At 36.2% G+C, this 23,978-nt stretch carries 22 protein-coding genes; 10 read left to right on the plus strand and 12 right to left on the minus strand.

What is annotated here, in order from left to right; all coding sequences use genetic code 11:
• Window position 1: 1 nt before the first annotated feature.
• Window positions 2-2,143: a diguanylate cyclase domain-containing protein gene (locus BTN98_RS07120; protein WP_060999610.1), complete on the minus strand. Its 2,142-nt coding sequence runs from the start codon at window positions 2,141-2,143 to the stop codon at window positions 2-4.
• The gene (locus BTN98_RS07125) at window positions 2,143-3,339 is read right to left on the minus strand and encodes a sugar ABC transporter substrate-binding protein (RefSeq protein WP_065190127.1); all 1,197 of its coding nucleotides are present in this window, start codon (window positions 3,337-3,339) and stop codon (window positions 2,143-2,145) included. The genes BTN98_RS07120 and BTN98_RS07125 overlap by 1 nt, the downstream gene beginning before the upstream one ends.
• Before the next feature lie 249 nt (window positions 3,340-3,588).
• Between BTN98_RS07125 and BTN98_RS07130 the strand changes: the two genes are divergently transcribed.
• Window positions 3,589-4,152 carry a C40 family peptidase gene (locus BTN98_RS07130; RefSeq protein WP_060999611.1) on the plus strand — a complete coding sequence of 188 codons (564 nt, stop codon included), beginning with the start codon at window positions 3,589-3,591 and terminating at the stop codon, window positions 4,150-4,152.
• 20 nt (window positions 4,153-4,172) lie between these two features.
• Here the strand turns inward: BTN98_RS07130 and BTN98_RS07135 are convergent, their stop codons facing one another.
• The 6 genes from BTN98_RS07135 to BTN98_RS07160 form a co-directional block, all read right to left on the minus strand.
• Window positions 4,173-4,967, minus strand: coding sequence for an ATP adenylyltransferase family protein (locus BTN98_RS07135; protein WP_060999613.1), 795 nt, complete (start codon window positions 4,965-4,967; stop codon window positions 4,173-4,175).
• Window positions 4,968-5,369: 402 nt separating this feature from the next.
• On the minus strand, window positions 5,370-6,530 hold the full coding sequence (locus BTN98_RS07140; RefSeq protein ID WP_060999615.1) for an amino acid permease: 1,161 nt from the start codon (window positions 6,528-6,530) through the stop codon (window positions 5,370-5,372).
• Window positions 6,531-6,979: 449 nt separating this feature from the next.
• Window positions 6,980-7,366 (minus strand): DUF805 domain-containing protein, encoded by a 387-nt coding sequence (locus BTN98_RS07145; protein ID WP_060999617.1) that lies wholly within the window; start codon window positions 7,364-7,366, stop codon window positions 6,980-6,982.
• Window positions 7,367-7,384: 18 nt separating this feature from the next.
• The gene (locus tag BTN98_RS07150) at window positions 7,385-7,660 is read right to left on the minus strand and encodes a hypothetical protein (protein ID WP_060999619.1); all 276 of its coding nucleotides are present in this window, start codon (window positions 7,658-7,660) and stop codon (window positions 7,385-7,387) included.
• A gap of 96 nt (window positions 7,661-7,756) precedes the next feature.
• A complete protein-coding gene (locus BTN98_RS07155) occupies window positions 7,757-9,022 on the minus strand; it encodes a NupC/NupG family nucleoside CNT transporter (protein ID WP_370738439.1) in 1,266 nt (421 codons plus the stop codon).
• Between the two features lie 257 nt (window positions 9,023-9,279).
• Complete coding sequence (locus tag BTN98_RS07160; protein ID WP_060999621.1) at window positions 9,280-10,194, minus strand: LysR family transcriptional regulator; 915 nt, start codon at window positions 10,192-10,194, stop codon at window positions 9,280-9,282.
• Window positions 10,195-10,495: 301 nt separating this feature from the next.
• On the opposite strand from BTN98_RS07160, the gene BTN98_RS07165 reads away from it, so the two are divergent.
• The 8 genes from BTN98_RS07165 (at window position 10,496) to BTN98_RS07200 (ending at window position 17,745) form a co-directional block, all read left to right on the plus strand.
• Window positions 10,496-11,317 (plus strand): phosphate ABC transporter substrate-binding protein, encoded by an 822-nt coding sequence (locus BTN98_RS07165; protein WP_060999623.1) that lies wholly within the window; start codon window positions 10,496-10,498, stop codon window positions 11,315-11,317.
• Window positions 11,318-11,409: 92 nt separating this feature from the next.
• Complete coding sequence (gene pstC / locus BTN98_RS07170) at window positions 11,410-12,321, plus strand: phosphate ABC transporter permease subunit PstC (RefSeq protein ID WP_060999625.1); 912 nt, start codon at window positions 11,410-11,412, stop codon at window positions 12,319-12,321.
• Window positions 12,322-12,327: 6 nt separating this feature from the next.
• The gene (gene pstA, locus BTN98_RS07175; protein ID WP_060999627.1) at window positions 12,328-13,227 is read left to right on the plus strand and encodes a phosphate ABC transporter permease PstA; all 900 of its coding nucleotides are present in this window, start codon (window positions 12,328-12,330) and stop codon (window positions 13,225-13,227) included.
• An 18-nt stretch (window positions 13,228-13,245) separates the two neighbouring features.
• Window positions 13,246-13,995, plus strand: a complete 750-nt coding sequence (gene pstB, locus BTN98_RS07180) for a phosphate ABC transporter ATP-binding protein PstB (protein WP_060999629.1) — start codon at window positions 13,246-13,248, stop codon at window positions 13,993-13,995.
• Between the two features lie 197 nt (window positions 13,996-14,192).
• The gene (locus BTN98_RS07185) at window positions 14,193-14,534 is read left to right on the plus strand and encodes a TehB family protein (protein WP_060999631.1); all 342 of its coding nucleotides are present in this window, start codon (window positions 14,193-14,195) and stop codon (window positions 14,532-14,534) included.
• A gap of 142 nt (window positions 14,535-14,676) precedes the next feature.
• On the plus strand, window positions 14,677-15,054 hold the full coding sequence (locus BTN98_RS07190; RefSeq protein WP_060999632.1) for a hypothetical protein: 378 nt from the start codon (window positions 14,677-14,679) through the stop codon (window positions 15,052-15,054).
• A gap of 221 nt (window positions 15,055-15,275) precedes the next feature.
• Window positions 15,276-16,934 (plus strand): mechanosensitive ion channel family protein, encoded by a 1,659-nt coding sequence (locus BTN98_RS07195; protein WP_060999634.1) that lies wholly within the window; start codon window positions 15,276-15,278, stop codon window positions 16,932-16,934.
• A gap of 352 nt (window positions 16,935-17,286) precedes the next feature.
• On the plus strand, window positions 17,287-17,745 hold the full coding sequence (locus tag BTN98_RS07200) for an META domain-containing protein (RefSeq protein WP_060999636.1): 459 nt from the start codon (window positions 17,287-17,289) through the stop codon (window positions 17,743-17,745).
• A gap of 83 nt (window positions 17,746-17,828) precedes the next feature.
• Here the strand turns inward: BTN98_RS07200 and metE are convergent, their stop codons facing one another.
• Window positions 17,829-20,150, minus strand: coding sequence for a 5-methyltetrahydropteroyltriglutamate--homocysteine S-methyltransferase (metE, locus tag BTN98_RS07205; RefSeq protein ID WP_060999638.1), 2,322 nt, complete (start codon window positions 20,148-20,150; stop codon window positions 17,829-17,831).
• Window positions 20,151-20,428: 278 nt separating this feature from the next.
• Between metE and metR the strand changes: the two genes are divergently transcribed.
• Window positions 20,429-21,340 carry an HTH-type transcriptional regulator MetR gene (gene metR, locus BTN98_RS07210; RefSeq protein WP_060999640.1) on the plus strand — a complete coding sequence of 304 codons (912 nt, stop codon included), beginning with the start codon at window positions 20,429-20,431 and terminating at the stop codon, window positions 21,338-21,340.
• A 56-nt stretch (window positions 21,341-21,396) separates the two neighbouring features.
• Here metR and BTN98_RS07215 read toward each other — a convergent pair whose 3' ends face one another.
• From BTN98_RS07215 to BTN98_RS07225, 3 genes are all read right to left on the minus strand, one after another.
• The gene (locus BTN98_RS07215; protein WP_107207917.1) at window positions 21,397-22,449 is read right to left on the minus strand and encodes a hypothetical protein; all 1,053 of its coding nucleotides are present in this window, start codon (window positions 22,447-22,449) and stop codon (window positions 21,397-21,399) included.
• A 291-nt stretch (window positions 22,450-22,740) separates the two neighbouring features.
• Window positions 22,741-22,929 carry a DUF4250 domain-containing protein gene (locus BTN98_RS07220; RefSeq protein ID WP_060999644.1) on the minus strand — a complete coding sequence of 63 codons (189 nt, stop codon included), beginning with the start codon at window positions 22,927-22,929 and terminating at the stop codon, window positions 22,741-22,743.
• 157 nt (window positions 22,930-23,086) lie between these two features.
• On the minus strand, window positions 23,087-23,755 hold the full coding sequence (locus tag BTN98_RS07225) for a hypothetical protein (protein ID WP_060999646.1): 669 nt from the start codon (window positions 23,753-23,755) through the stop codon (window positions 23,087-23,089).
• Between the last annotated feature and the right edge of the window lie 223 nt (window positions 23,756-23,978).

Consider the following 23,978-nt stretch of genomic DNA (forward strand, 5'->3'; position numbering starts at 1 on the left):
GTTAGCGTTGAATACCACGTTGCTTGTAAAAACTTCTTTTATCTTTATACATCGATTTATCAGCAATTAAACAAAGTTCATCAATTGAATAATGTTCGCAACTCGCATACCCCATAGCAAAATGTACTTCTACACATTGACCACTTGGTAAACTCGCATAATTCGTGTGTTCACGAACGGTTTCTAATCGCTGCCATAAAATAGCACAACTATCCTCATCACCAACTTCAAGAATAATGGCAAACTCATCCCCGCCTAAACGATAAACCTTATCTGTTGCTCGGCATGCCTGAACCAAAAGCTTGCTGGTTTGAATTAATAAAGCATCACCCATACTATGACCATAATTATCATTTGCTCGCTTTAGTCCATTCACATCTATCATAAATAATCCAAAACTGCGCTCTGGATAGCGATTATATAATTGGATATGTTGTTCTAAGTCATGATCAAATGCTTTTCTATTTGCAATCCCCGTTAGTGAATCAGTTACCGCTATACGTGCTAATTCACTATTCAGTAAACGACCTTCTAATTCAGTAGATAGCTGGCGAATAAATAATGAAATAACCTCAAAATCATCACGCTGCAGCTTTTCATATTGCATAATAATCACGCCAACGACTTCATTATGGCTATTTTTTATCTTAAAACAGTGCAAATATTCACCACTCTTGGGTAAACAATAATAATCACTATAGTGTGTCTCTGGTTGAATATTATTATTCTCTAAACAATTCTTATCAATATTCTCACATGCCCACGCCTCATTATTATGAGTATAAGCTTTCATTGCCCATCCTGCGGTAGGATATAAAGCAACGACTTGAGTCATTACAACTTCAATAATATTTTTATCTACTTGCAAATCATGACTAAATGATAATAATGACTGTAACATTGAACGTCGATTTTCTTCTCTCATTAAAGAACATCTTAATGCCAATGTCTTTTCTTCAACTTTTCTTTCTAATTCATCATTAAAATCGATTAATTGTAAGTTTGCTTGTTCTTTCTCTTTATAAGCAGCATTTAACTCTGCATTCTTTGCCGCTAAATCAGAAACTTGAGCTTGAATCGTTTTAGCCATTTTACGAATGAGTTTATCAACCATAAAAAACTCGGCAAAACGAAGATCACGACCATAGCGTTGGTACTCACCTTGAGAATAAGCACGTACAGTAGCCATTAATCCCTCTAGTGGTCTAGCAATCCAACGGTATGTCATTCCAGCACTAAAAAATGCCAATAAAATAATCACCAAACCAAATAAAGAAATATATTTCAATGAATTAATATACGGATTTTTACTTATATATTTATTCATATAAACGACCATTGTATATTCAATCGGTTCTGATATATATTTGTTTTCTAATTTTATTTTTATTGTTTTCTGTATTGTCGGCTTATTTTTATCGATATCACCTTGCGATATTATAATATTACTCATATCAGCCATATTTTCCATATCACCAATTCGATGATTTTTAAATACAACTCTCTCGCCATCTTTTAAATATGGTTTTAATACTTTTTTGATATTTTCAATTGGAACAATAACGATTAAATAACCTAGAGGTAAATGCTTTAATTCATCAGTCATAGAACGAAAAATAGGTACGCCAATAACAACACCTCGACGAGTTGGATTATATTTATCTGACATTAGTTTTTCACCATTATAATAAAAAACCCACTGTTTTAACCGTTCTTTTCCTTTTGCTGATAACCTATAATTAAGTACCGTTTTTAATTTTGAAAATGAATTTAACCCAGGAATACCATTATAACTTTCAATTTCATTCCATTGGTCATCAACTAAATAAGCCGCTTTAGTTAATGGGGTATTCTTTATCAATGTTCCCAAGGAATTGATAACATGCCCGGCAAGAAAATAGTTGTTTATTGCTTGTACAAATAACCTATCACGTGATAACACATCCAAACTTGTAGATAATAATGAGAAACGATAATCAAATTCTTGCTTAATAGTGGTAGCAAGTCGATCTAACATATCAATACGATAATTTTCTTCAACATCTGACTGTTGTTTTAAAAGCAACCCACCGACAATCGCAGCAGGTACTACTGAAATAATTAGCATTAATAATGCTAACGATGACTTTAACCGTAACTTCATTAATTATCGTCCAACTGATTCATCTGCTCTATTGCCATTTTTTGCATATGTTGTACTGAATATTCCGCAGTAGCGCCAGCTTGATAACGTTGGAATCCAATAGCCATCGCTTGCCATGCAATTGACATATTTAGTGATGAAGACATTGGCGTTGTTAATGCCATTTGTTGAAACAGGATCTTATGATCTCCAGTCGCATTTTGTTTAATTTTTTTATAATAAGCCATGGATATAGGTAATAGGCCAGTTTTTTCATACACTAATTGCTGGCTACTTGGTTGCTGAACAAACTCAGAAAACGCTTTAATCAGCTGCTGTTTTTGTTTTGAATGACGCTCATAATTTGGAATCGCCAATACAAATGTACTGGTCATAGGATGCATCCTATGTCCATTAATCTTAGGTAATATCGCCACACCTAAATCTTTACCTAGCATATTCTTTAAATCACGGTATGCCCAATCTCCATTGATAGAATAAGCACTCTTTCCTTCAACAAAATCGTCTTGAGAACAACGGTAGTCACACTCTGGATTAATAATGCCCTGTTGCGCTAAAAAACGATAATATTTTAATGCGTTAACCATCGCTGGAGTATTTAGCGTGATCTTTCCATCTTCAATAGGCTTACCATTGAAGGCTGATAAAAATGGCATCAAATAATACATATCATTATAATTCCAACCTATTGGCATGATATTTTTCACAAAATAATACTTTTTTTGCAAAAGGATATCTTCAAAATCTGTCGCTGGATGCGTTACATATTTTTTATTGTAATATAATAATAAGAAATTACCTTGAATAAGAGGTATTCCCCAATACTTTGATTTTAATTTTATTGTTGAGCTAACCATTGTATCCAATTTTTCTTTGTACCAATTATCAGGGATCGGCCATAGGTTCATCATCTTATGAAGACCTAAAAAATCAGAGGGTATAACGACTAAATCTGGAAAAACATTATCTTGTGCACTTAATAGAATTTCAGCTTTTATTTCAGATGGATCCAATTGAACAATTGACATTTTAACATCATGCTTTTCCTGAAATTGATTCGACATTGCAGCTAAAAATTCATGATTTTGATGAGATGACCAAATTTTTAATGTTTCTGATGCCTGTACTGCTTTAGAAAATAATAATATGAATAACAAAAAAGAAAAATGAGAATTGTTTAATAACTTATTGAACATTATTTTAATAAAACCTAAAAAATTTTGTATGACATATTAGAGCTAATAATAAATGACTAATTACAATTTATATCGGCTCTATTAAATAATAAAAAACTCATATTAACTAGCAAAGAGTATAGACTATCTGCATAATAAAAATTTAATTTGATACCAATCAAAAAAGAATCGTTTTTTAGTATCTATTGCACACTTAATATAAACAGTTATCATAATATACACTATATACATACAAAAAGAATAAACATCATGAAAATCAATTTATTATCAAAGCATATTTTACCGTTATCACTATTATTTTTTATAGCTTATAAAACACAAGCTAATACATACCCACAACATACTAACACATTCAAAACCTTAGCTAGTAATGTTACCCAACAGCCGCATAAAACGACAATAGAACAACAAATGATTAATTATGCAAGAAAAAATATAGGTATACCTTATGTTTGGGGAGGAACATCACCGAAAGGGTTTGATTGCTCAGGATTTATTAAATATGTCTACAGCCGTTTTAATATATCTATCCCACGAACAACTGCGGCTTACACACTATTATTTAAGCATTCAATACCATTAAAAGATGCAAAAGTTGGTGATCTGATTGTTTTTACAGGGACTAATTTAAAAATTAGAAGACCAGGCCATGCGGGGATTATTACTGAAGTAAAACCAGGAGTGATTAAATTTATTCATAGTTCATCATCTAAAAAGCATTTTGGTGTCACTGAAACAAGTTATTATCAAAGTGGTTATCCCAAGCGCTATTTAACCGTTATACGAATGCCAAATCCTACAATAAAGGAGTAAAAATACTCCTATTTATTGTTTTATGGTGCGACACACTCAGTAAGTAATCGCAAGCATCCATAATCAATTAGCCAATCATGCTGTTGTTGATCTTTTACTAAAAAACAGCCCGAATAATTTAATGCATTAGCAAAAACATCACCAATATGATTAGTACGTCGAGGGATCACTAACATCCAATTTTGAGTCAGTAAAATATTATATGGTAAACATTCGATCGGTTCATTGATATTTAGACTAGCATTTTTAGGTGTTAGACCCAAATCATGCATTGCAGCCAAATAGCAAAAATAAGCTTTCTCACTATTAATTCGATCAAAGGTAAATAGTTTATGCCTAAAAGGTAACTTACCAGACAAAATCAAACTTTCTAATGGTACTGTCGTTTTCATCAGCTGCATATGTCGATGAGGCTGACTTGCTCCTGCTTTTGCTGCTGAATTAAAAAAACCTAATACATTTGGGTAACTAACACCTTGAATCCAAGCTGAAAAATCTTGCAGTTCAAGTAAAGACGACTGGCTCACAAATGCTTTACTACAAATCAGTAAATGTGGCTCACTAACTGGATATTTATTTAATAAACACACATGTGCATCACCCACTGTATCAACAAACATTCGCTCTTCATAAGGCAAAAATGGGTTAGACTGTGTCTGTCCTTGCTGTATTTTTTTATTAATATTGTCATTCATAACCTTAATAAAAAAATCAACCCCCTGCTCAGAAACAACTGAATTCATTGTTGAAATTGGCAGCAATACTTGTGCTTCACTTGCCTTTTTAGCAACGGTTAACGCTTTATCCCATAACATCAACAAATACCTGCTATCATTCTAATTACTAGAAAATAAAACAACACCAATCACTCACCTAATAAAAAAAACGTATTATTAGATCCCAAAACTATCATTTGTAATGAAATGTTTACACTTTTAGTAAAAAAACACTCTTGCTAAAAACGGTTTGAATATGGCTCTCATTAATGAAAGTTTGTATTATTAGCCAATAAGTTCTATCAATCATTTACGATGTTAATTCGTACTCCAAAGTAGATTATAGGCTTTAATGATTAAACTTTATATTGGTCATATAAAGTGCTTCAACAGGGTACTACAGATCGGTCAATCTGCTACCCTACTCTCTTTTAAATACTCATCATTTAAGTAAAAAAACGCCCATCAATAATGAGCGTTTAGCTAAAGAGCGACACGTTGTTAAATAAGTTGTGCACCAATTAAGAAGCAACCAAAGAACAGACTCATTAGCATTGCTCCTGCTCCCCCAGCCACTTGATAAACATTATCAGATGTAGTTTGAGCTGATTTTCTTATATTGCGAATCATTAGCATTGGTATAAATACCGCAATAAATACTAAAATCAATCCAGCATAACTTAAAACAGACAAGAATTGATTAGCAGCAAAGATTGCGCCTAATAATGGCAAAATAAATGTCAAAATGTAAGTTACCAAGCGATTTTTTCTAAATAAATCAATGTTTTGATCAAACAATGACATCGCTACGCCTAAGAATGACGTTAACAGTGCTAAACCCGTAAAAATAGAAAGTATGATGTGAATGCCTACAAAACGAGAACTTAACGCATCAATAAGCACTGAAACATTATCAAACTTAATTAATTGTTCGGCAGATAAACTTCCAACGACCGCATATAGCCATAGCAAATAACAGCCTAGAGGGATAAGAGAACCTAATAAAACCATATTTCTCAATTGCTTATGTGTTGCTTTTTTATTATAAGAAACAAGAGAAGGTATTACAGGAAAGAAACCAAAGCTGGTAAATAATACTGCGCTGGTTTTAATTAAATCAACATTATTAGTATTGGTTGCTTCAAAGAAGTGATTAAAACTCATGCCAGGAATTAATGCAGCTAACGTAATAATCAATACTGCGATCATAATGATAAATAGCACGCGGTTAAGTTTATCAACAGCGCCTGTTCCGGCAGCAACAATACACCCAGCTAATACCGTGAAAATGATTTGACTATGCAGCATCGATAGCTCAATGCCGAAGCCTGTCACCAGTTTTTGTAATAAATCACCAGCGCCAATAATGTAAGCCATTAGCAGACAAACCAATAAAGCATAAAGTAGCCCATTAGTTATGAGTTGCCCACCCTTACCTAATGTTTTGCGTGCGATGGTATTCATACCTAAGCCACCACCGACTTTAATACTTGCTTCTAATAATAATAACGCAGCATATGTTGTCCCACTCCAAATAAACAGCATCAATAATGAGCCTGAAAGTAAGCCAAACTGAGCTAACACCATAGGTATAGCAAGCATTCCTGCGCCTAAAGCTGTGCCCGCAATAATTAGCGAGCTACCTAGTAATTTAGTATTCATATTTCCATGTCTTCTTATTTGTTAGATAGAGCTATCCATATATCTCAAATGAGATACATAACTAATAACATATTAATTTTTAGTCGATAAAAGGTGCGGTTACAGAGAACCGTTACTAAATCGGAAACTAAAATAACAAAGCAGAAGAAAAACTCACCTGACATACCTTATAAGTAATACAGGCATGCGATATTGATGATGAGGGGGGTAATAGTGTTTATTTTGAGGGTGATGCGTCATTATCGTACTCCTAAACGATGAATCCCAGTTTATTAGCAATATTCGGTCAGAACATCATTACTGTTTCGGTCAAAAACAGAATGGCCTGCTAATAACAGCATACTAAAACACATTGTTCAGGAATGGAATGAATGATTATGTTTCTATCCAACAAAGATAGCCCAATCCTAAGATTGGGCTATCTTTGTTAAGCTAAAAAGCAAACACAATTAGACGCTGAGCGTTGTATTATCATTATTTTTAGGGCAATTACCAAAGCGGTTACTTCCATCGGTGCTATTTTGTAACATGAAGTAAAGTAATACCAAAATCCCCACAATCGGAATCAGCATAATCAAAGCCCACCAACCAGTACGATCTTGATCATGTAACCGTCGTACAATCACAGCAACTGTCGGTAGAAATGCAAAAACCGCATATATAGCAGCTAACACACCATAGCCTTCAACCAATATTGGCAAATGTAATGTCGTGTCGACTAAGCCACATACCATACTAAGAAATGCGTTAATTAATGTGAAAAACCAAAATTCCTTTCTGCGCGAACGCCCTTGAAATTGAGCATATTTACGAAGAACAGCAAAATACCAATTCATTCTATTTCCTTGTTAATATTAATAACGCTTAATACGGACAACTTTCATTATTTCAAACTCTAAGCCTGCCACTGTAATTGAATCAGCATAATAGGTCATATTTACTTTTGCGCCAACAAGGGTTCGATACTTTGATTTACGCTTAAACTTGAAAGGCACGTTATAGCCGTCAATCATCAATGAATGCTGTATCCACTCGCCATCATCTCGCTGCGTATGAGAATTTACAGTTAATCCTTCACTATGAATCAATTGCGCATGTTTTGCGATGAGTTTGTCACTATCAGACTTCATTGATCATCTTCCTACAGTTAGTGCTTTATTTCGAATACAAAAACAGAGAGCTAGGCTCTCCGTTTATTCTAATCTTTCAGCGCCAATATAGCATTATTAAAGCGGAAGAAATAAGCCCGCTAAAGTCGCACTCATTAAATTAGCTAACGTTGCTGCAAAAATCGCTTTCATGCCTAGACGGGCAATTTCTGGACGACGTTGAGGCACAATGCCACCTAGCCCCCCCATTAACATAGCGATAGATGTTAGGTTGGCAAAACCACATAGTGCAAATGTTACGATTGCTTGTGAATGCTCACTCAATTTAGCAATCGTTTCTGGTTTCATTAACTCAGCAAATGCAATAAATTCATTCACCGCAATTTTAGTACCGATAAGGCTCGCAGCCGTTGTCGCTTCTGACCACGGTACACCAATTAACCAAGCAACAGGTGCAAATAGATAACCAAAAATCATATTGAGGCTAAGCTGATGTAAAGCATCCCAGTTAAAACCTAACCAGTGACCCACAGAAGCTAACCAGTTACCAATATGACCTAAACCACCATTCACGAGCGCGATTAAACTGATAACAGCAAGTAAACTTGCACCTACAGCCATTGCGATTTGTAAACCACTAAGAGCACCACGAGAAGCCGCATCAACCATGTTCACTGGTTCGTCTTCTTCACCATCATCTTCTTCTTCCATGGTGTGAACCCCTTCAGTTTGAGGTACAAGCAGTTTAGCCATCATCAAACCGGCAGGTGCAGACATAAAGCTTGCAGCAATAAGGTATTTAAGTTGAACACCTAAACCGGCATAACCAACCATAGTACCACCAGCAACGGACGCTAAACCGCCAACCATTACTGCAAATAATTCTGAACGTGTCATTCGAGCCAAGAAAGGACGAACAACTAATGGTGCCTCAACTGAACCAACAAAAATATTAGCTGTTGCTGACATTGATTCTGTACGTGTTGTACCCAATAGTTTTTGTAATAAACCACCAATAGTACTGATCACCCATTTCATAACACCGAGGTAATACAAAACAGAAATCAATGCGGAGAAAAACACAATTGAAGGCAAAACGTTGACAGCAAAAATGAAGCCTAATTTAAATTGTGCTAATTGACCGAAAAGAAACTCAGTACCTTCATGACCATATTCAAGAATACCAGATACAGCACCAGATACGCTGTTCAGCACTACACGACCGACAGGAATATATAGTATAAAAGCGGCAAAAACGACTTGGATACAAAAAGCCCCTAATACACTCCGCCAATTAACTGCTGAGCGGTTTTCTGAAAATAAAAAACCAACTGCAAAAATAGTAATAATACCGAGCATGCCAACAAGATAATGCAAAGTCATTCCCCAATGTTTGGTGTAGTAAACGATTGCGGAAAGAGTTTATTCATAAAAAAAAGTGTGACAAGGTTCAAATTGTTATTGCAAGCAACAGTAACTTAACAAATTAACACTAAATTGTATTCTTTTTAGCCTAAGCAAACGAAAATCATCGAATTGGTTCCTATAGAGAATACTATTACCTCTAATGGTTACAATTTGAAACATTCTTCCCGCTATTTAAGCCAACCGTTTGCGTGAGGTTGCTGTTTTTTGCATCATCACCATTTGCACAAAATATTACCAGCTTCTATATGGCGACGAATAAATTCAATAAATAGATTCACTTTATTAGGCAAAAATTTATGTCTTGGATATACAGCATATAGCGGCATATGCTGTGTTAATTGCCAATCAGGCATTAATCGAATCAACTTCCCTTTGCGTATTTCATCAGTTAATAAATACGTTGCCAAATAACCAATACCATTGCCTGAAATTGTCGCGTCACGAATAGCATCAGCAGAATCAACACGGTAATTACCTGTCACTTTAATGTTCTGATTATTATTTTGCTGACTAAAACTCCAGACATTATCTTTACGTTCACGGCTAAAATAAATAATACAATTATGATCAGCTAAATCACTCGGCTGATAAGGTACACCATGAGTAGCTAAATATTCTGGACTTGCTACTAATACAAAATCACAATTACTCAAATGACGAGCAACAAAACCTTCTGGTGGTGAATCCATAAAACCGATCCAAAGATCAAGTTGCTCTGCAATCAAATCAACACGGTGATCAAACAAACTCAACTCTAAATCTAATAGTGGATGTTGTTCATGAAACTCATTGATATAAGGTGCTACATGATGAGAAGCAAAAGATTGTGCAATACCTACCCGCAGTAAACCTTGCGAATTATCTTCACTTCCTAATAATTCACTTTCTGCTTCATTGATTTCTTGCGCCACTTTTTCACAGTGCTTAGCAAACAAACGTCCAGCTTCTGTTAACGCAAATGATCGGGTTGTCCGTTGCACTAATTGCACTCCAAGTCGCTGTTCTAACTGTTGAGTCAATTTACTTACTTGAGTGCGAGATATATCAAGTAGCTGTGCGGCTTTAGTAAAGCTTTGTTGTTTAGTTAACGCATTAAAAACAATCATTTGCTGTGCTTTTTTTAACATCGACAACCTATTTATTTTAAGAAAAAAAATGACAAACCAAAGAGCGCAATTCGGTGTCATCATAATACGGTTTATAATTGACAGTATATGATATCCAATTATATGCCTGAATATTGATTACGTTAACGACGCTAATCTCCTTCAAATAAAATAATTTTTTCATACATACCTATTAAGTATTTATTACAGCATTCATAGAGTGTTCAAACTTCTGAAACATTACTGTCACATAACTTTTTTAATCTTTGTCATGTTGATTCAAACCTATTGGCATTTAGCCCAACAAGAAAGGATTAGGAAAATGAAAACAAAGATTATCAGCGCAGTTGTTGTTGCAAGTTCACTAGCTGTTAGCTCTGCAGCGTTCGCTGGCGAGACTATCTCTGTTGTAGGTTCTAGCTCTGTTTCTCCCCTCATGGAAGTATTAGGTGAAACTTATGCAAAATCTAACGATGTAACGGTAGAAGTTCAAGGACCAGGATCATCAGCAGGTATACGTGTTGCTCACGATGGTTCTGCTGACCTTGGTATGTCATCTCGTAACTTAAAAACATCAGAAGAATCACCACAAATAAAAGAAATCGTTATTGCACGTGATGGTATTGCCGTTGTAGTGAATAACAATAACCCTGTCACTGATTTGACCAAAGAACAAATCACTGAAATCTATAAAGGTAATGTGACTAATTGGAACCAAGTCGGTGGAGAAGATAAGCCGATTGTTGTCGCAACACGAGATACAGCGTCAGGCACACGTGGCGCATTTGAAGACATTATGTCATTAAAGAAAAAGATTAACGGCATCAAAGTATCAGCGATTTCCCAAAAGGCACAAGTTGCTAGTGGTAACGGTCAATTAAAAACTACCGTAGCTAATAATCCTTTTGCTATCGGTTATATTTCACTGGGCTCGGTTGATAATACAGTTAAACCACTAACTATTGATGGACATAAACCATCAGTCGCAGCGATTAAAGCTGGTGATTATAGCGTTCAACGCCCATTTATCGTGGTTTATAAAGAAGGCCGCCCATCAAAAGATGCATTGGAATTCCTAACATGGATCCAATCACCAACAGCTCAAAAAATTGTTTCAGATAAAGGTTTCATCTCAGTTAACTAATTTTTATTTTAGCGCTCAACTTAATATAAGTTGAGCGTTTTTGACTTCTCAGAAATAGGTTACTAATTGGTATCCTTTCTGGAGTGTAGATTATGACCATCGCAAATATTAAAAAATCAACCAAGGATATACCGTCGTTAAAGTCGAAAAAAAGTATCGACTGGCGTGAAATATTCTTTAAATACCTTTTTATGCTAAGCGCAGCTATCGGTATCTTATCACTCGTTACTATTGGCTACTTTATTTTCCGTGAAGGTTATGCTGCCTTTGCTTACTCTGGTGTTACTGGTATTGTCCTTGGTACCGATTGGTTACCACCAGCACTCTATGGTATTGCACCGATGATTGTCGCTTCACTTGTTTCAACAGCAGGTGCAGTAATGATTGGTGTTCCCGTTGGCGTATTAACCGCTATTTTTATTGCTGAAGTAGCACCAAGACCACTGGCCAGTTTTATTCGTCCAATGATTGAACTGTTAGCAGGTATTCCATCTGTTGTTTATGGCTTTTTTGGACTGGTTATTATTGTTCCGCTAATTCAAGAAATCTTTAATGTACCTGCGGGTAATACAATCTTAGCGGGAATCATCGTACTTGCAGTCATGATTTTACCAACAGTAATTACCATTTCAGAAACATCTATTCGTGCTGTGCCACAAGCTTATAAAGAAGGTTCATTAGCGCTTGGCGCATCGCCGATGTTTACTATTTTTAAACTCATCGTTCCCGCCGCTCGCTCTGGCATTATGACTGGCGTAATTTTAGGTGTAGCACGTGCACTTGGCGAAACCATGGCAATCATTATGGTTATGGGTAACTCTCCTGCAATGCCTGAAGGGTTACTTGAATCAGCTCGAACGCTAACTGCAAATATTGCTATTGAAATGTCTTACGCCACAGGTATTCATGCTAGCGCACTGTATGCAACTGGTATTGTGCTATTGGTGTTTATTATGACACTCAACGGCATCCTTCTTTATCTGAATCGTGAGCGAGCGAGGTAATTTACAATGCTTAATCATCACTCTTTATCAGCTAAAACGAGTCGACTAAAAAACGCCAATCCTGCGGCACAAAAACGAAAAGATCGCTTAGCTATCGCCGTTATCTGGTTAGCGGCAGGCGTTACGGTTGGCTTTTTATTATGGGTTATGTGGTACATTCTTAGTAATGGACTTTCCCATGTCGATTGGTCTTTTATTAGTTCAAACTACACCACTATAGGTAAAGAATCTGGCATTTGGCCAATGATTGTATCGACTCTTTATATGGTCGTCGCTTCAATTGCTGTTGCAGCACCATTAGGGATAATGACTGCAATTTATCTTACTGAATATGCCAAAGTTGGTAGCCGGTTAGTAAAAGTTATTCGTTTTTGTACTGAATCTTTAGCTGGCATTCCTTCGATTATCTATGGCCTTTTCGGTATGACCTTTTTTGTTGTTATTCTCGGATTTGGTTATTCGATCCTATCAGGTGCACTAACTTTAAGTATTTTGATTCTTCCGGTGATTATTCGTACCACTGAAGAAGCATTAATGGCAGTACCACAAACCTACCGTGAAGGTTCATATGGTTTGGGCGCATCTAAGATTTATACTATTTGGCGACTCACTCTTCCTAGCGCAATGCCTGGAATTGTGACCGCAATTATCCTCAGCGTTGGTCGTGTTATTGGTGAATCAGCACCAGTATTTATGACAGCAGGCATGGTAGCGCGTATTCCTGACAGTGTATTTGATTCAGGACGCACGCTTACTGTTCACTTGTACAAGCTAACCCAAGAACTCTATACCGTACATGAATGGAACCAAGCTTATGGTACTGCAACAGTACTCATTATTGTTGTTCTTGTAATTAATCTAATTACCAAGCTTATCGCTAGCCGTTTTAATACTGCGACTTACTAAATTTTGAGGATCCATTACATGAACAAATTTAACATTGAAAATCTTGACCTTTTTTACGGCCAAAACCAAGCATTAAAGCAAATTAACTTACCAATTCCTAACCGCCAAGTAACAGCACTTATTGGCCCTTCTGGTTGTGGTAAATCAACTTTATTACGTTGTTTAAATCGTATGAATGACTTAATCGAAGGCGTTACTATTAAGGGCTTACTGACCATCGATAATGAAAATGTTTATGGCAATATAGACGTTGCTCAATTACGTATCAAAGTTGGCATGGTATTTCAGAAGCCAAATCCATTTCCAATGAGTATCTATGAAAATGTTGCTTATGGTTTACGTGCTCAAGGTGTAAAAGATAAAAAAACCTTAGACGCCATTGTTGAACAATCACTGCGCGGTGCCGCATTATGGGATGAAGTCAAAGATCGTTTGAAATCTCATGCTTTTGGCCTTTCTGGTGGTCAGCAGCAACGTCTATGTATTGCGCGCACTATAGCAATGAAACCTGAAGTGATTTTAATGGATGAACCAACATCAGCCCTTGATCCTATAGCAACCAAAAAGATTGAAGATTTGATGGAAACACTTAAAAAAGAATTTACCATTGTTATTGTAACTCACTCGATGCAACAAGCTCGCCGTATCTCTGATCGAACAGCATTCTTCTTAATGGGTGAATTAGTTGAACATGATGAAACCCAAAATCTCTTTAACAACCCAGCAGACGATCGTACTCGAGGCTATGTTAATGGTGATTTTGGTTAAGCCTATTTTTGACGAATAATAAAAGCGATGGTACTTATTGCCTCTTCTTTATGAAGGGGCTTTTTTTATTAAAAAAACAATTAAATATCAGTAAATTAAACATGCCACTTCGCAATGTAAACAAAAAGGATTGCAGCACCACCGCTTAACATGTATTTTATAGTCATGTTTGTATTTATCTCAATAAGGTCCCCATCATGGCAACGATTCCAAAAGATTACGTAAACTATAAATCTACCCCAATCTTTACTGTTGAAAACATTCCGAAGATGTTTTTACATCGTCACAATACTCGTGCTGGTGTTTATGGAAAAATATGTGTATTGCAAGGGCAACTCAAATTTTATGGCTTTAGTGACCGACGTAGTGATATTGAACAACAAGTTATCATTCATGCTGGCGATAGTGCCATTAGCCCACCGCAATACTGGCACAAGGTAGAATTTTTAACTGACGATACACAATTTCAAGTCTGTTTTTATGCTCAAAAAGACAGTCAAATTGTATTTGATAACTTAAATGAGCGGAATTTAAAGTGATTACAGCACCATAGCGCATGATCACAATCATTACTCCATAAATACGAAATTAACTCTATAATGACAGTACGTAAATAAGTATTAGATAGTCTGCCCACCTAAATAACTAACCATTGATAATTCCAATTATGGGGGTGTGATAATGCGCTATAAACAACAAATAAGACAAGTTAAGTCATGGGTAGACGTACTTACCTCAACGGATATTCCAATAAAATCAGTGGCTATATTAATTAATAACTCCCCTATTAATAAGTTGTTTGTATACCAATTCAATCATCTAAATATAAAAACCAATACATTAATCAAACAAATTAATTCTCAAATTTTAATTAATAAAATACTCAACAATAACTGTAATATTATTATTGTTGATAAGCCAAGTTATATATTATTACAACAAATATTGCCCTATTTACAACATAATGTCGTGATTGTTCTTACACAAGAATATTGGCAACCAGATTGGACATGGGCATTTAATCACTGTCACTTTTTATGCCAACAAGATTTACCTTAATAATCATTGTTTTTGATAATGACAACAACTAAATACTCTTTATAAAAACAGCAGTTACATCAATTTTTCACTTTTAATTGAATATTTATAGCCGCGAGCGTCGATTTAGTTATAATCTGCGCACATTTGTCTAATGACAATAAATAGCTCGTTATCACTAGTCATTATAACGACTGATAACTTCATATTATTTCATATCACCAGCAGGAGTTTATCGCAACATGCGCTTACTGGTATTAATGCTTATCTTCGTTTCTACGCTCAGTTTTGCAGAAACAAAACCACAGCCAACGATCCCTCAACAAACGAATGTTGAATATCAACAACTTCAAAAACTAAACAAAGAACTTAACGTTTTAGCAAAAGAAGCAACATCAACAACTGGCTCTTCTCTTGATGTTATTCGCTTACAATTACTCAATAAAAACAAAGAATTAAGAAAAACACTGGTTGAGTTAATTGACGATAAAAACGCAGATAAAAAGCTATTAGTTAAACAAGTCGAACAACAAATAACGTTTGCAGCAGACGCTGAGAAGTTTTTACAAACTAAAGTTGAACGCGATCAAAAAGATCTTGATAAAGCAAAAGACACTGACAAGTTAGTGGCTTTAAAAGCACTGACTGAAAGTCGTGATTTTATTATTCTTGTTCTTAATGAAAAATGGGAAAATTATCAATGGATGGAACGTTTAGGTAAACCTCAACCTAATGCAATAAAAGCACTCAAAAATAATATTGAGCACCGTCTTGATTTTATGTCAGCCTCACTGACATTTGGAAGTCAAGCTGTTGATTTAAACGACAAACAACTAAAATCAGCCACCGGTGATGAACTCAAAACACTGCAAGTTTCACAAATTTTAGCTCAACGCCAAGTTGATAGTGATACTAAAAACCTCACAGATTTAGTGAAATTAGCTGACAATATGGGCATTGATACCGCAGAATATAAGCGGTTACTGTTTGAACAAACAGGTAATGTCACTGATGACTTATTAAATAGTAAAGTAATGTGGTCAATCGCTAGCTCATGGACTACTGAATTTGGTTCATGGTTATTTGAAAATCTACCGCAAATGATATTTAAAGTGTTTATTTTTATCTTTATTATCTTTGCATTTAAGACATTAAAGAATATTGTTCGCAAAATGGTAACGCGTGCTGTTTCGACAAAGAACTTAAAAATGTCGATGCTAATGCAAGAATTCTTTATTTCAATGTCAGGTAAGATTGTCTTTGCTATCGGTATTCTAATCGCACTTTCGCAAGTCGGTTTAAATCTAGCACCAATTTTAACTGGTTTTGGTGTTGCTGGTATTATTATTGGTTTTGCCCTACAAGATACATTGTCTAACTTTGCATCGGGTATGATGCTACTCATTTATCGTCCATTTGATGTCGGTGATTTAGTCGAAGCAGGTAGCATTACTGGTAAAGTAAGCCACATGAGTTTGGTTAATACCACAATTAAAACCTTCAGCAATGAAATCATTATCGTACCTAACAGTAAGATCTGGGGCGATATCATCAAGAACGTGACACATGAAAAAGTACGTCGTATTGATATGGTTTTTGGCATCGGATACAGCGATGACATCGAAAAAACAGAGCGTGTTTTACAAGATATCGTTGAATCTCACCCTTCTGTTTTACGTAGCCCAGAACCAAACATTAAGCTACATACGTTAAATTCATCATCGGTTGATTTCATTGTTCGTCCTTGGGTAAAAACAGATGATTACTGGGATGTGTATTGGGATATTACTCGTGAAGTGAAAATGCGCTTTGATCGTGAAGGGATCTCGATTCCATTCCCACAACAAGATGTTCATTTGCATATGGTTGAAAAAGCGATAGAGTCAAAAATCGCTAACTAAATAGTACCCTAAACAATGTATTTAAGAGGGTAAGTCTCACTTATCCTCTTATTTTTCATCAAACCAATAAAACACACTTCAATTATTCACACCGTTTACATATCTGTCACTAAACATTTCACAAATATACCTTTAGTAACAAATAAAACCGCATTATTCGGCAAGAAATAGGTATAATCCATGCAAGCAAGTATTACGATAAAATAGTTTTTTATTCAATATTCTCATAATCTGTATGGCGTAATACACATGCCTTACAAAGAAGATGACAATCATTTATCTAGCAAATTTTTCTCTATGAATGCTTGCACTTTTGCTCACTCACCAACATTACTGTTCAGGAATAACTATAATGAAAAAGCGTCTATTATCAGCTCTGGTACTTCCTATGATGTTAGCTGCATGTTCAACAACGGGTATTAACACTCCAACAACACCACACCAAGTAACTGGCAGTGAGCTTGCTAACGGTAGTTGGTCATTAGTGAAGATTGATAACCAAGATATTGCCCAACCAGCGCCTTTTCAATCACCGACGTTAGAATTAGCAACAGATCTAGCTGCAAATGGTCACGCAGGTTGTAACCGATACTTTGGTCAAGCAGAAGTAAAAGACGGTCAATTCCGCATTGAAAAAATGGGCATGACGATGATGCTTTGTCCAGATAACGAAATGAAGATTGAACAAACCTTTGCTCAATCTCTTGCTGATTGGAATAAAGTTAGCATTTCAGGCGATACCATGACAATGACTAACGCCAAGCATACATTAACATTTACACGAGATGCTGCAGCAACTAATGCGCAATAATTACTCGTAAATAAATGCTAAAAGCCGTCTTCATCCTTTCAATAAGAAAGCGATATTTGTAGACGGCTTTTTTATTGTTTCGATTATGCCGCAGTCACTTCACGGTACTTTTCACGTAAAATATGGGCTGCTGTCACCATATTAGTTAATGCCGCTTCAGTTTCAGTCCAATTACGTGTTTTTAAACCGCAATCTGGGTTGATCCATAAACGCTCAATCGGAATCAAAGCCGCAGCTTTATCAATTAACCCGGTGATCGTATCAACTTCTGGAATATTTGGTGAATGAATATCATACACACCAGGGCCAATTTCATTAGGATAAGCAAATGCTTCAAATGCTGTGAGTAATTCCATATCAGAACGTGATGTTTCAATGGTTATCACATCAGCATCTAATGCCGCTACTGATGCAATTATTTGGTTGAACTCGCTATAACACATATGCGTATGAATCTGTGTTTGTGGTGCAGCCCCTGCAGCTGAAATCTTAAACGCCTGTACAGCCCAATCGAGATACGCCTGCCATTGACTCTGTTTTAGTGGTAACCCTTCTCTGATCGCTGGCTCATCAATTTGAATAATGTTAATCCCTGCCGTTTGTAAATCCGTAACCTCATCACGCAGTGCTAATGCAATCTGATTAGCTATCGCTTCACGAGATAAGTCTTCTCGTGCAAACGTCCAACCTAATATTGTCACAGGCCCAGTAAGCATTCCTTTAACAGGCTTAGTAGTTAAAGACTGCGCATAACGGATCCAATCGACAGTGATTGGCTTTGCTCGGTAAATATCTGACACAATAATTGCAGGTTTTACACAACGCGATCCATAACTTTGTACCCAACCATATTGAGTAACAACAAAGCCCTCTAGCTGCTCTGCAAAATATTCCACCATGTCATTACGCTCAGCTTCACCATGCACTAATACATCAAGTCCCAAATTATGCTGTCGAATAATCGCATCTTGAATATGTATCTCCAACGCTTGATGGTAGTCAGCTTCAGTTATTCGCCCCGCTTTAAAATCACTACGTTGACTACGAATGGCCGTTGTTTGTGGAAATGAACCTATCGTCGTCGTCGGTAATAAGGGCAGCTGTAACGCGTGTTGCTGTTGGATCGTTCGCTCAGCATAAGGAAGCGCTCGTTGAGCTAATTGCGGTGTAATGGCTGCAGTACGTTGCTGTACTTGAGTATTATGCACGCGTTCACTATCAAGACGGGCTTTTATACTAACGCTATAATCACTACATGCTGCAATCGCACTTTGTTCACCATCAAGCGCTTGAGCCAATAACGTAATTTCATGACATTTTTGTTTGGCAAATGCTAACCATTTACGAACATCTTCATCCAGTTCAGTTTCACTCTCAACATCTATAGGGCTATGTAGTAAAGAGCATGAACTCGCTAACCATAAATTGCGCCCTAATTGCTGCTTTAGCGGCTGCAAACGAACTAGCCATTCAGCCAGATCTGCCCGCCATACATTACGACCATTAATCACACCTGCAGATAGCACCCAATGATTTGGAATGGCGTCAGCTACGACTGATAATTGTGCTGGTGCGGCTGATAAATCAATATGTAAACCATCAACATTGAGCTGTGAAATTGTTGCGAGTTGATGACTAATGTCATCAAAATAAGTGGTCAATAGTAACTTAGGCCCACCATGAAGTACTTGATATGCTAATTTAAAACTTGCCGTCCATTCAGAGGGTAACTCAAGCGCTAATGCTGGCTCATCTACCTGTACCCATTCAACCCCTAGTGCGGTTAATTTGGTTAATATTTGCTGATAGGCTGTCAACAAACGGGGTAATAATGTCAATCGATCAAACCCTTGCTGTTTCTCTTTACCTAACCATAAATAAGACACTGGTCCTAATAATACCGGCTTAACGTTATGGCCTGCTTTTTTAGCCTCTGCCACCTCTTCAAACAACTGTTGCCAGCTAACGTTAAAACTATCTTCTGCAGTAAATTCTGGCACGATGTAATGGTAATTAGTATTGAACCATTTGGTCATATCAGCAGCAGCACATACACATCCCGTCGGCGCTTTACCACGTGCGACAGTAAATAAGGTATCTAAATCAGGAAAACCTTGCTGATGACGGCTTGGAATATGACCAAGCAACATGCTCGTGCCTAATACATGGTCATACCAAGCAAAATCCCCTACTGCAACATAATCTAGCCCAGCACTAAGTTGATCATTCCAATGGCGATGACGTAACTCTTGTCCAACGTTTTTAAGCTGAGATTGATCGATCTCACCCCGCCAATAACGTTCTTGAGCAAATTTTAATTCGCGCTGACTACCAATACGTGGATAGCCTAAAATATGGGTCACTGTTTTAGTTATACCGGCCTTTTTTTCTGATTGTACTGTCATTGTTATATTCCTTTAATTCACTGTGTATTAATCATAAATCCATATAAAAACAATGGCTAAGATGACTGTTATTGACTAACACAGTGACTAATAATAACGCTGACAACAAGGTAATTTTTCTCATAACGATCATGAATTTTTTTTCACGTTAAAATGCTAGTAATTGATAAAACCAATCGCTAACATAGCCGTTTAGCCATCCAGATGTTTACAATTACCACTTTACCGAGTAGATTAAAAAACAATCAACTGCTGCCTATATGCTCCAAGGATGGAATATGATTGAACTTAAACATCTAAAAACATTAACAGTACTGAGAGCAACAGGATCACTCACTGCAACTGCAAATAGTTTATATTTAACCCAATCAGCACTGTCTCATCAGTTAAAAGATCTGGAGCAACGCTTAGGCAGTCAACTTTTTTTACGTAAAACACGCCCAGTACGCTTTACAGCTGAAGGTAAAGTGCTGCTTGATTTAGCCGACACCGTATTGCCAAAAATACAAATTGCCGAGCAAACACTAGCCAATAGTAAACATCAGACAACGGCAAGGTTACAAATGGCTATTGAATGCCATTCGTGTTTTCAGTGGCTAATGCCTGCTTTAAAAAAATATCAGGTACTATGGCCTGATGTGGATATTGATTTTTGTTCTGGGTTTAGTTTTGATCCTATTCCGGCATTAGCTCAAGGGGAATTAGACTTAGTCATTACATCAGATATTCAACCCCGCAACGAAATTCATTATGAGCCATTGTTTGATTTTGAAATGCGCCTCATTGTTGCTTCGCACTCACCGTTAGCGACTAAGTCATATATAGATCCAGCCGATCTTGTCGATCAAACTCTACTTAGTTATCCAATTCAACGTCATCGCTTAGATATTGTTAAGCACTTTCTTCACCCTGCGGCCATTGAGCCATTAACGTGGAAACAAGCTGATAATAGTCTGATGTTGATACAAATGGTGTCTGCGGGAATGGGAGTCGCGGCATTGCCGAATTGGGCAGTTGATAGTTTTGTCCGTCAGGGATTAATTGTCAGCAAACCATTAGGCACCGGATTATGGCGGCGTCTCTTTGCTGCGGTACGAGCGTCAGAATACCAGCACCACTATTTGAAGGCTTTTTTTGCAACAGCGAAACAGCAATGCCAGCAGCATTTACAAGGTATTAAAACGGTTTAAATCATAAAGAATAACCCATTAATGTATTTAATGGGTTATTTGTTAATATTAATAACCTACCATTTTACGCCTAACGTAAAATCAGTATTAATAGGATGTTTATGGTATTCAGTTACAATTCTAATAATATTTTTATCATCTAGTTTATAACAACTAATACCCATCTCACCACCTTGATTGCGATTGTTACTATTCACATTACAGGTCAAAATTAATTTATCACGAGCTCGATCAGCTGCAATATAGCTTTCAGGAAAGGTTACGTCATAAACACCAGTGCTTAATTTAGAGACTTTAATATCACCGATATAAAGAGACTGACCTTGGTTAACAGTCACATAACTCAGCTTTCCTTGAGAAGAAATACGAATACTCACTGAATTAACAGGTGATTGATACGCAATACGAGGTTTAGGATCCGGTTCTGGCTGTATTTGTTTCTCAACAAGTTTTAAAGGGAGTAATGCATTAGCATATATTGCAAAAGATCCATTATCATACGAAAAACGTAATTTCGAATATTTATTATTACCGATAATATTTTCAGGTGGATTTAATATTTCATTTTTAACCTCGACTTGATCATATGAGTGGGGCTCATGCTCAAATTCATATTTTTCACATTTATATTTTCCGTCTGGTTGTATTCTTCCCGTAGAATGAAAACTTTCATTCCACATAACAGCACCTTTACCATATTCAAATCTTAATACTTTTTTATTGATAATATCAGGTGTTGATTCAAAAATAACACCTGCTGGCGGGGCTTTAAAATTTCCATCCATATATGAACTATCATTATTTGATAAATAACCATTACCACTACAATCACTACTTTCATACCAAATCCAATCTGCATCAGTTATATAGGTATGATAGTAACCTTGCCCATCATCCAGTTTTATTTTTCCTGTATTCGCATCAAGAAAATATACCAATTTATCAATTAATATCCTTGGACTATCATTAGTTCCCAGCGCGTTACTAAAAAAATTACCATTGGCATCTTCCCAATGACCAATAATATCGCCTTCTGCAGCATTACTATTAACACTCAATAAAGTAGAAAATACTGTTATCGCTATGAATAAATATTTTTTTATTATCATCGTTGTTTACTGTCTCAAATTTTTAATATTATTAAATATATAAAGTAATAATAAATTTATAAAAGAGCACAATAATACTCTGCAAGCATTTTATTGACAGTGATATTTATATTAAAATTGAAAAATAGACAATAACATTTTGAATGTTATTCGAAAAAATATATATTCACTTAATAACAATATGTATATTTAGCGAACAAGTAATAAAGCCTCATATTAATTTGAGTACATTTTTACACACTAACAAAATAACCCACCTAATTAGTGAGTTATCCTATATTTCCTTTTTTATTACTTAAACTGATTATTTAATGGATCGTAATGATAGCCTTGCTGAGCCATTTTCTCTATCAGTTCAGTTTCGCTTAACTCATAACGAGAGGTTAATTCAGCCATTGAGCAACACTCTAACCGTAAACGCTCATTCACAATACCAATCACAATATGGGTATCCATACCAAGTAAGTTATTAATTTCCATTTTATCCCCCTTACTATTTCAATGATCATTGTCATTACTATATGTAACTCATTAAGCATAGACGATATATTACAAATTCTCCCTGTTGTACATTTCAGCTATAAAAAAGCCTTTATCTCAAACAAGATAAAGGCTAATTAGGATTCACAGTGATGGCTTAAAATAAGGTTAATTGCATCACGGCTGAAAAAGTAAGTAATGCCGCTGCTGCTAGTAGCTGCCATTTGTTGACGGTTTTATGTAATAAAATATGCCCCGACCATACCAGTAATGCAATCACCAAACACACTAATGAAGTCACAACTTCAACAGTATAAGGCGCAGTTGCAGCCTCACCCATAAAGATAATTTTCCACACTAATAACAGTACCGATACTATTGCACTCACAAAGCCAACAAACGGCAAAATGCGATGAAAAGCCTGTAAGCGAGTGCGTGAAAACGTAAGTAATACATGAGCAAGCAAGCTACCGTATAGCACCATCGCCACTAAACTCAGCAACACTTCTGGCATATCCATCATTGGCAATAACATCACCCAACAAATGAAACCCAACAAATTCGCACCATAAAGCACAATGAGAGGCCCTGAATCTCGTGTTTTACTGGTTTTCACTTTGACGGTAAAAAATAACAAGCTTAATAGCGGAAGTACTGCCCATACTTGGCTGATCGCAGCTAATAACCATCCAACCAGTAATACAGGCAGCATTTTATGTACGCGACCACGTTGACCAGGGCAAATTTCCCCTTTGGTGAGAACTAAAGTAAGAATACATTGCGCACCAAGTAGTGCCGGAATTAAAAATGCAAGATAGCCGATCATATTAAGCATCATAAAAAATTAAGGGAGCACAATTATACTCAAGTCACGTCAAGATGCGAATCTCAGCCGCCCCTTTACCGCTAAACACAACCTTTGTATTAACAGTTCCGTTTACTGATCTTCAATTAGCCACTTCATGAACAAAAAGGAACATGTTAATGTTCGTTCGCTCATTTATGTGCATTCGCTCAACAAATAGAATGTAATTTAATGGCATATTAAC

The organism is Photobacterium aquimaris (assembly GCF_002954455.1).
Classification (GTDB): domain Bacteria; phylum Pseudomonadota; class Gammaproteobacteria; order Enterobacterales; family Vibrionaceae; genus Photobacterium; species Photobacterium aquimaris.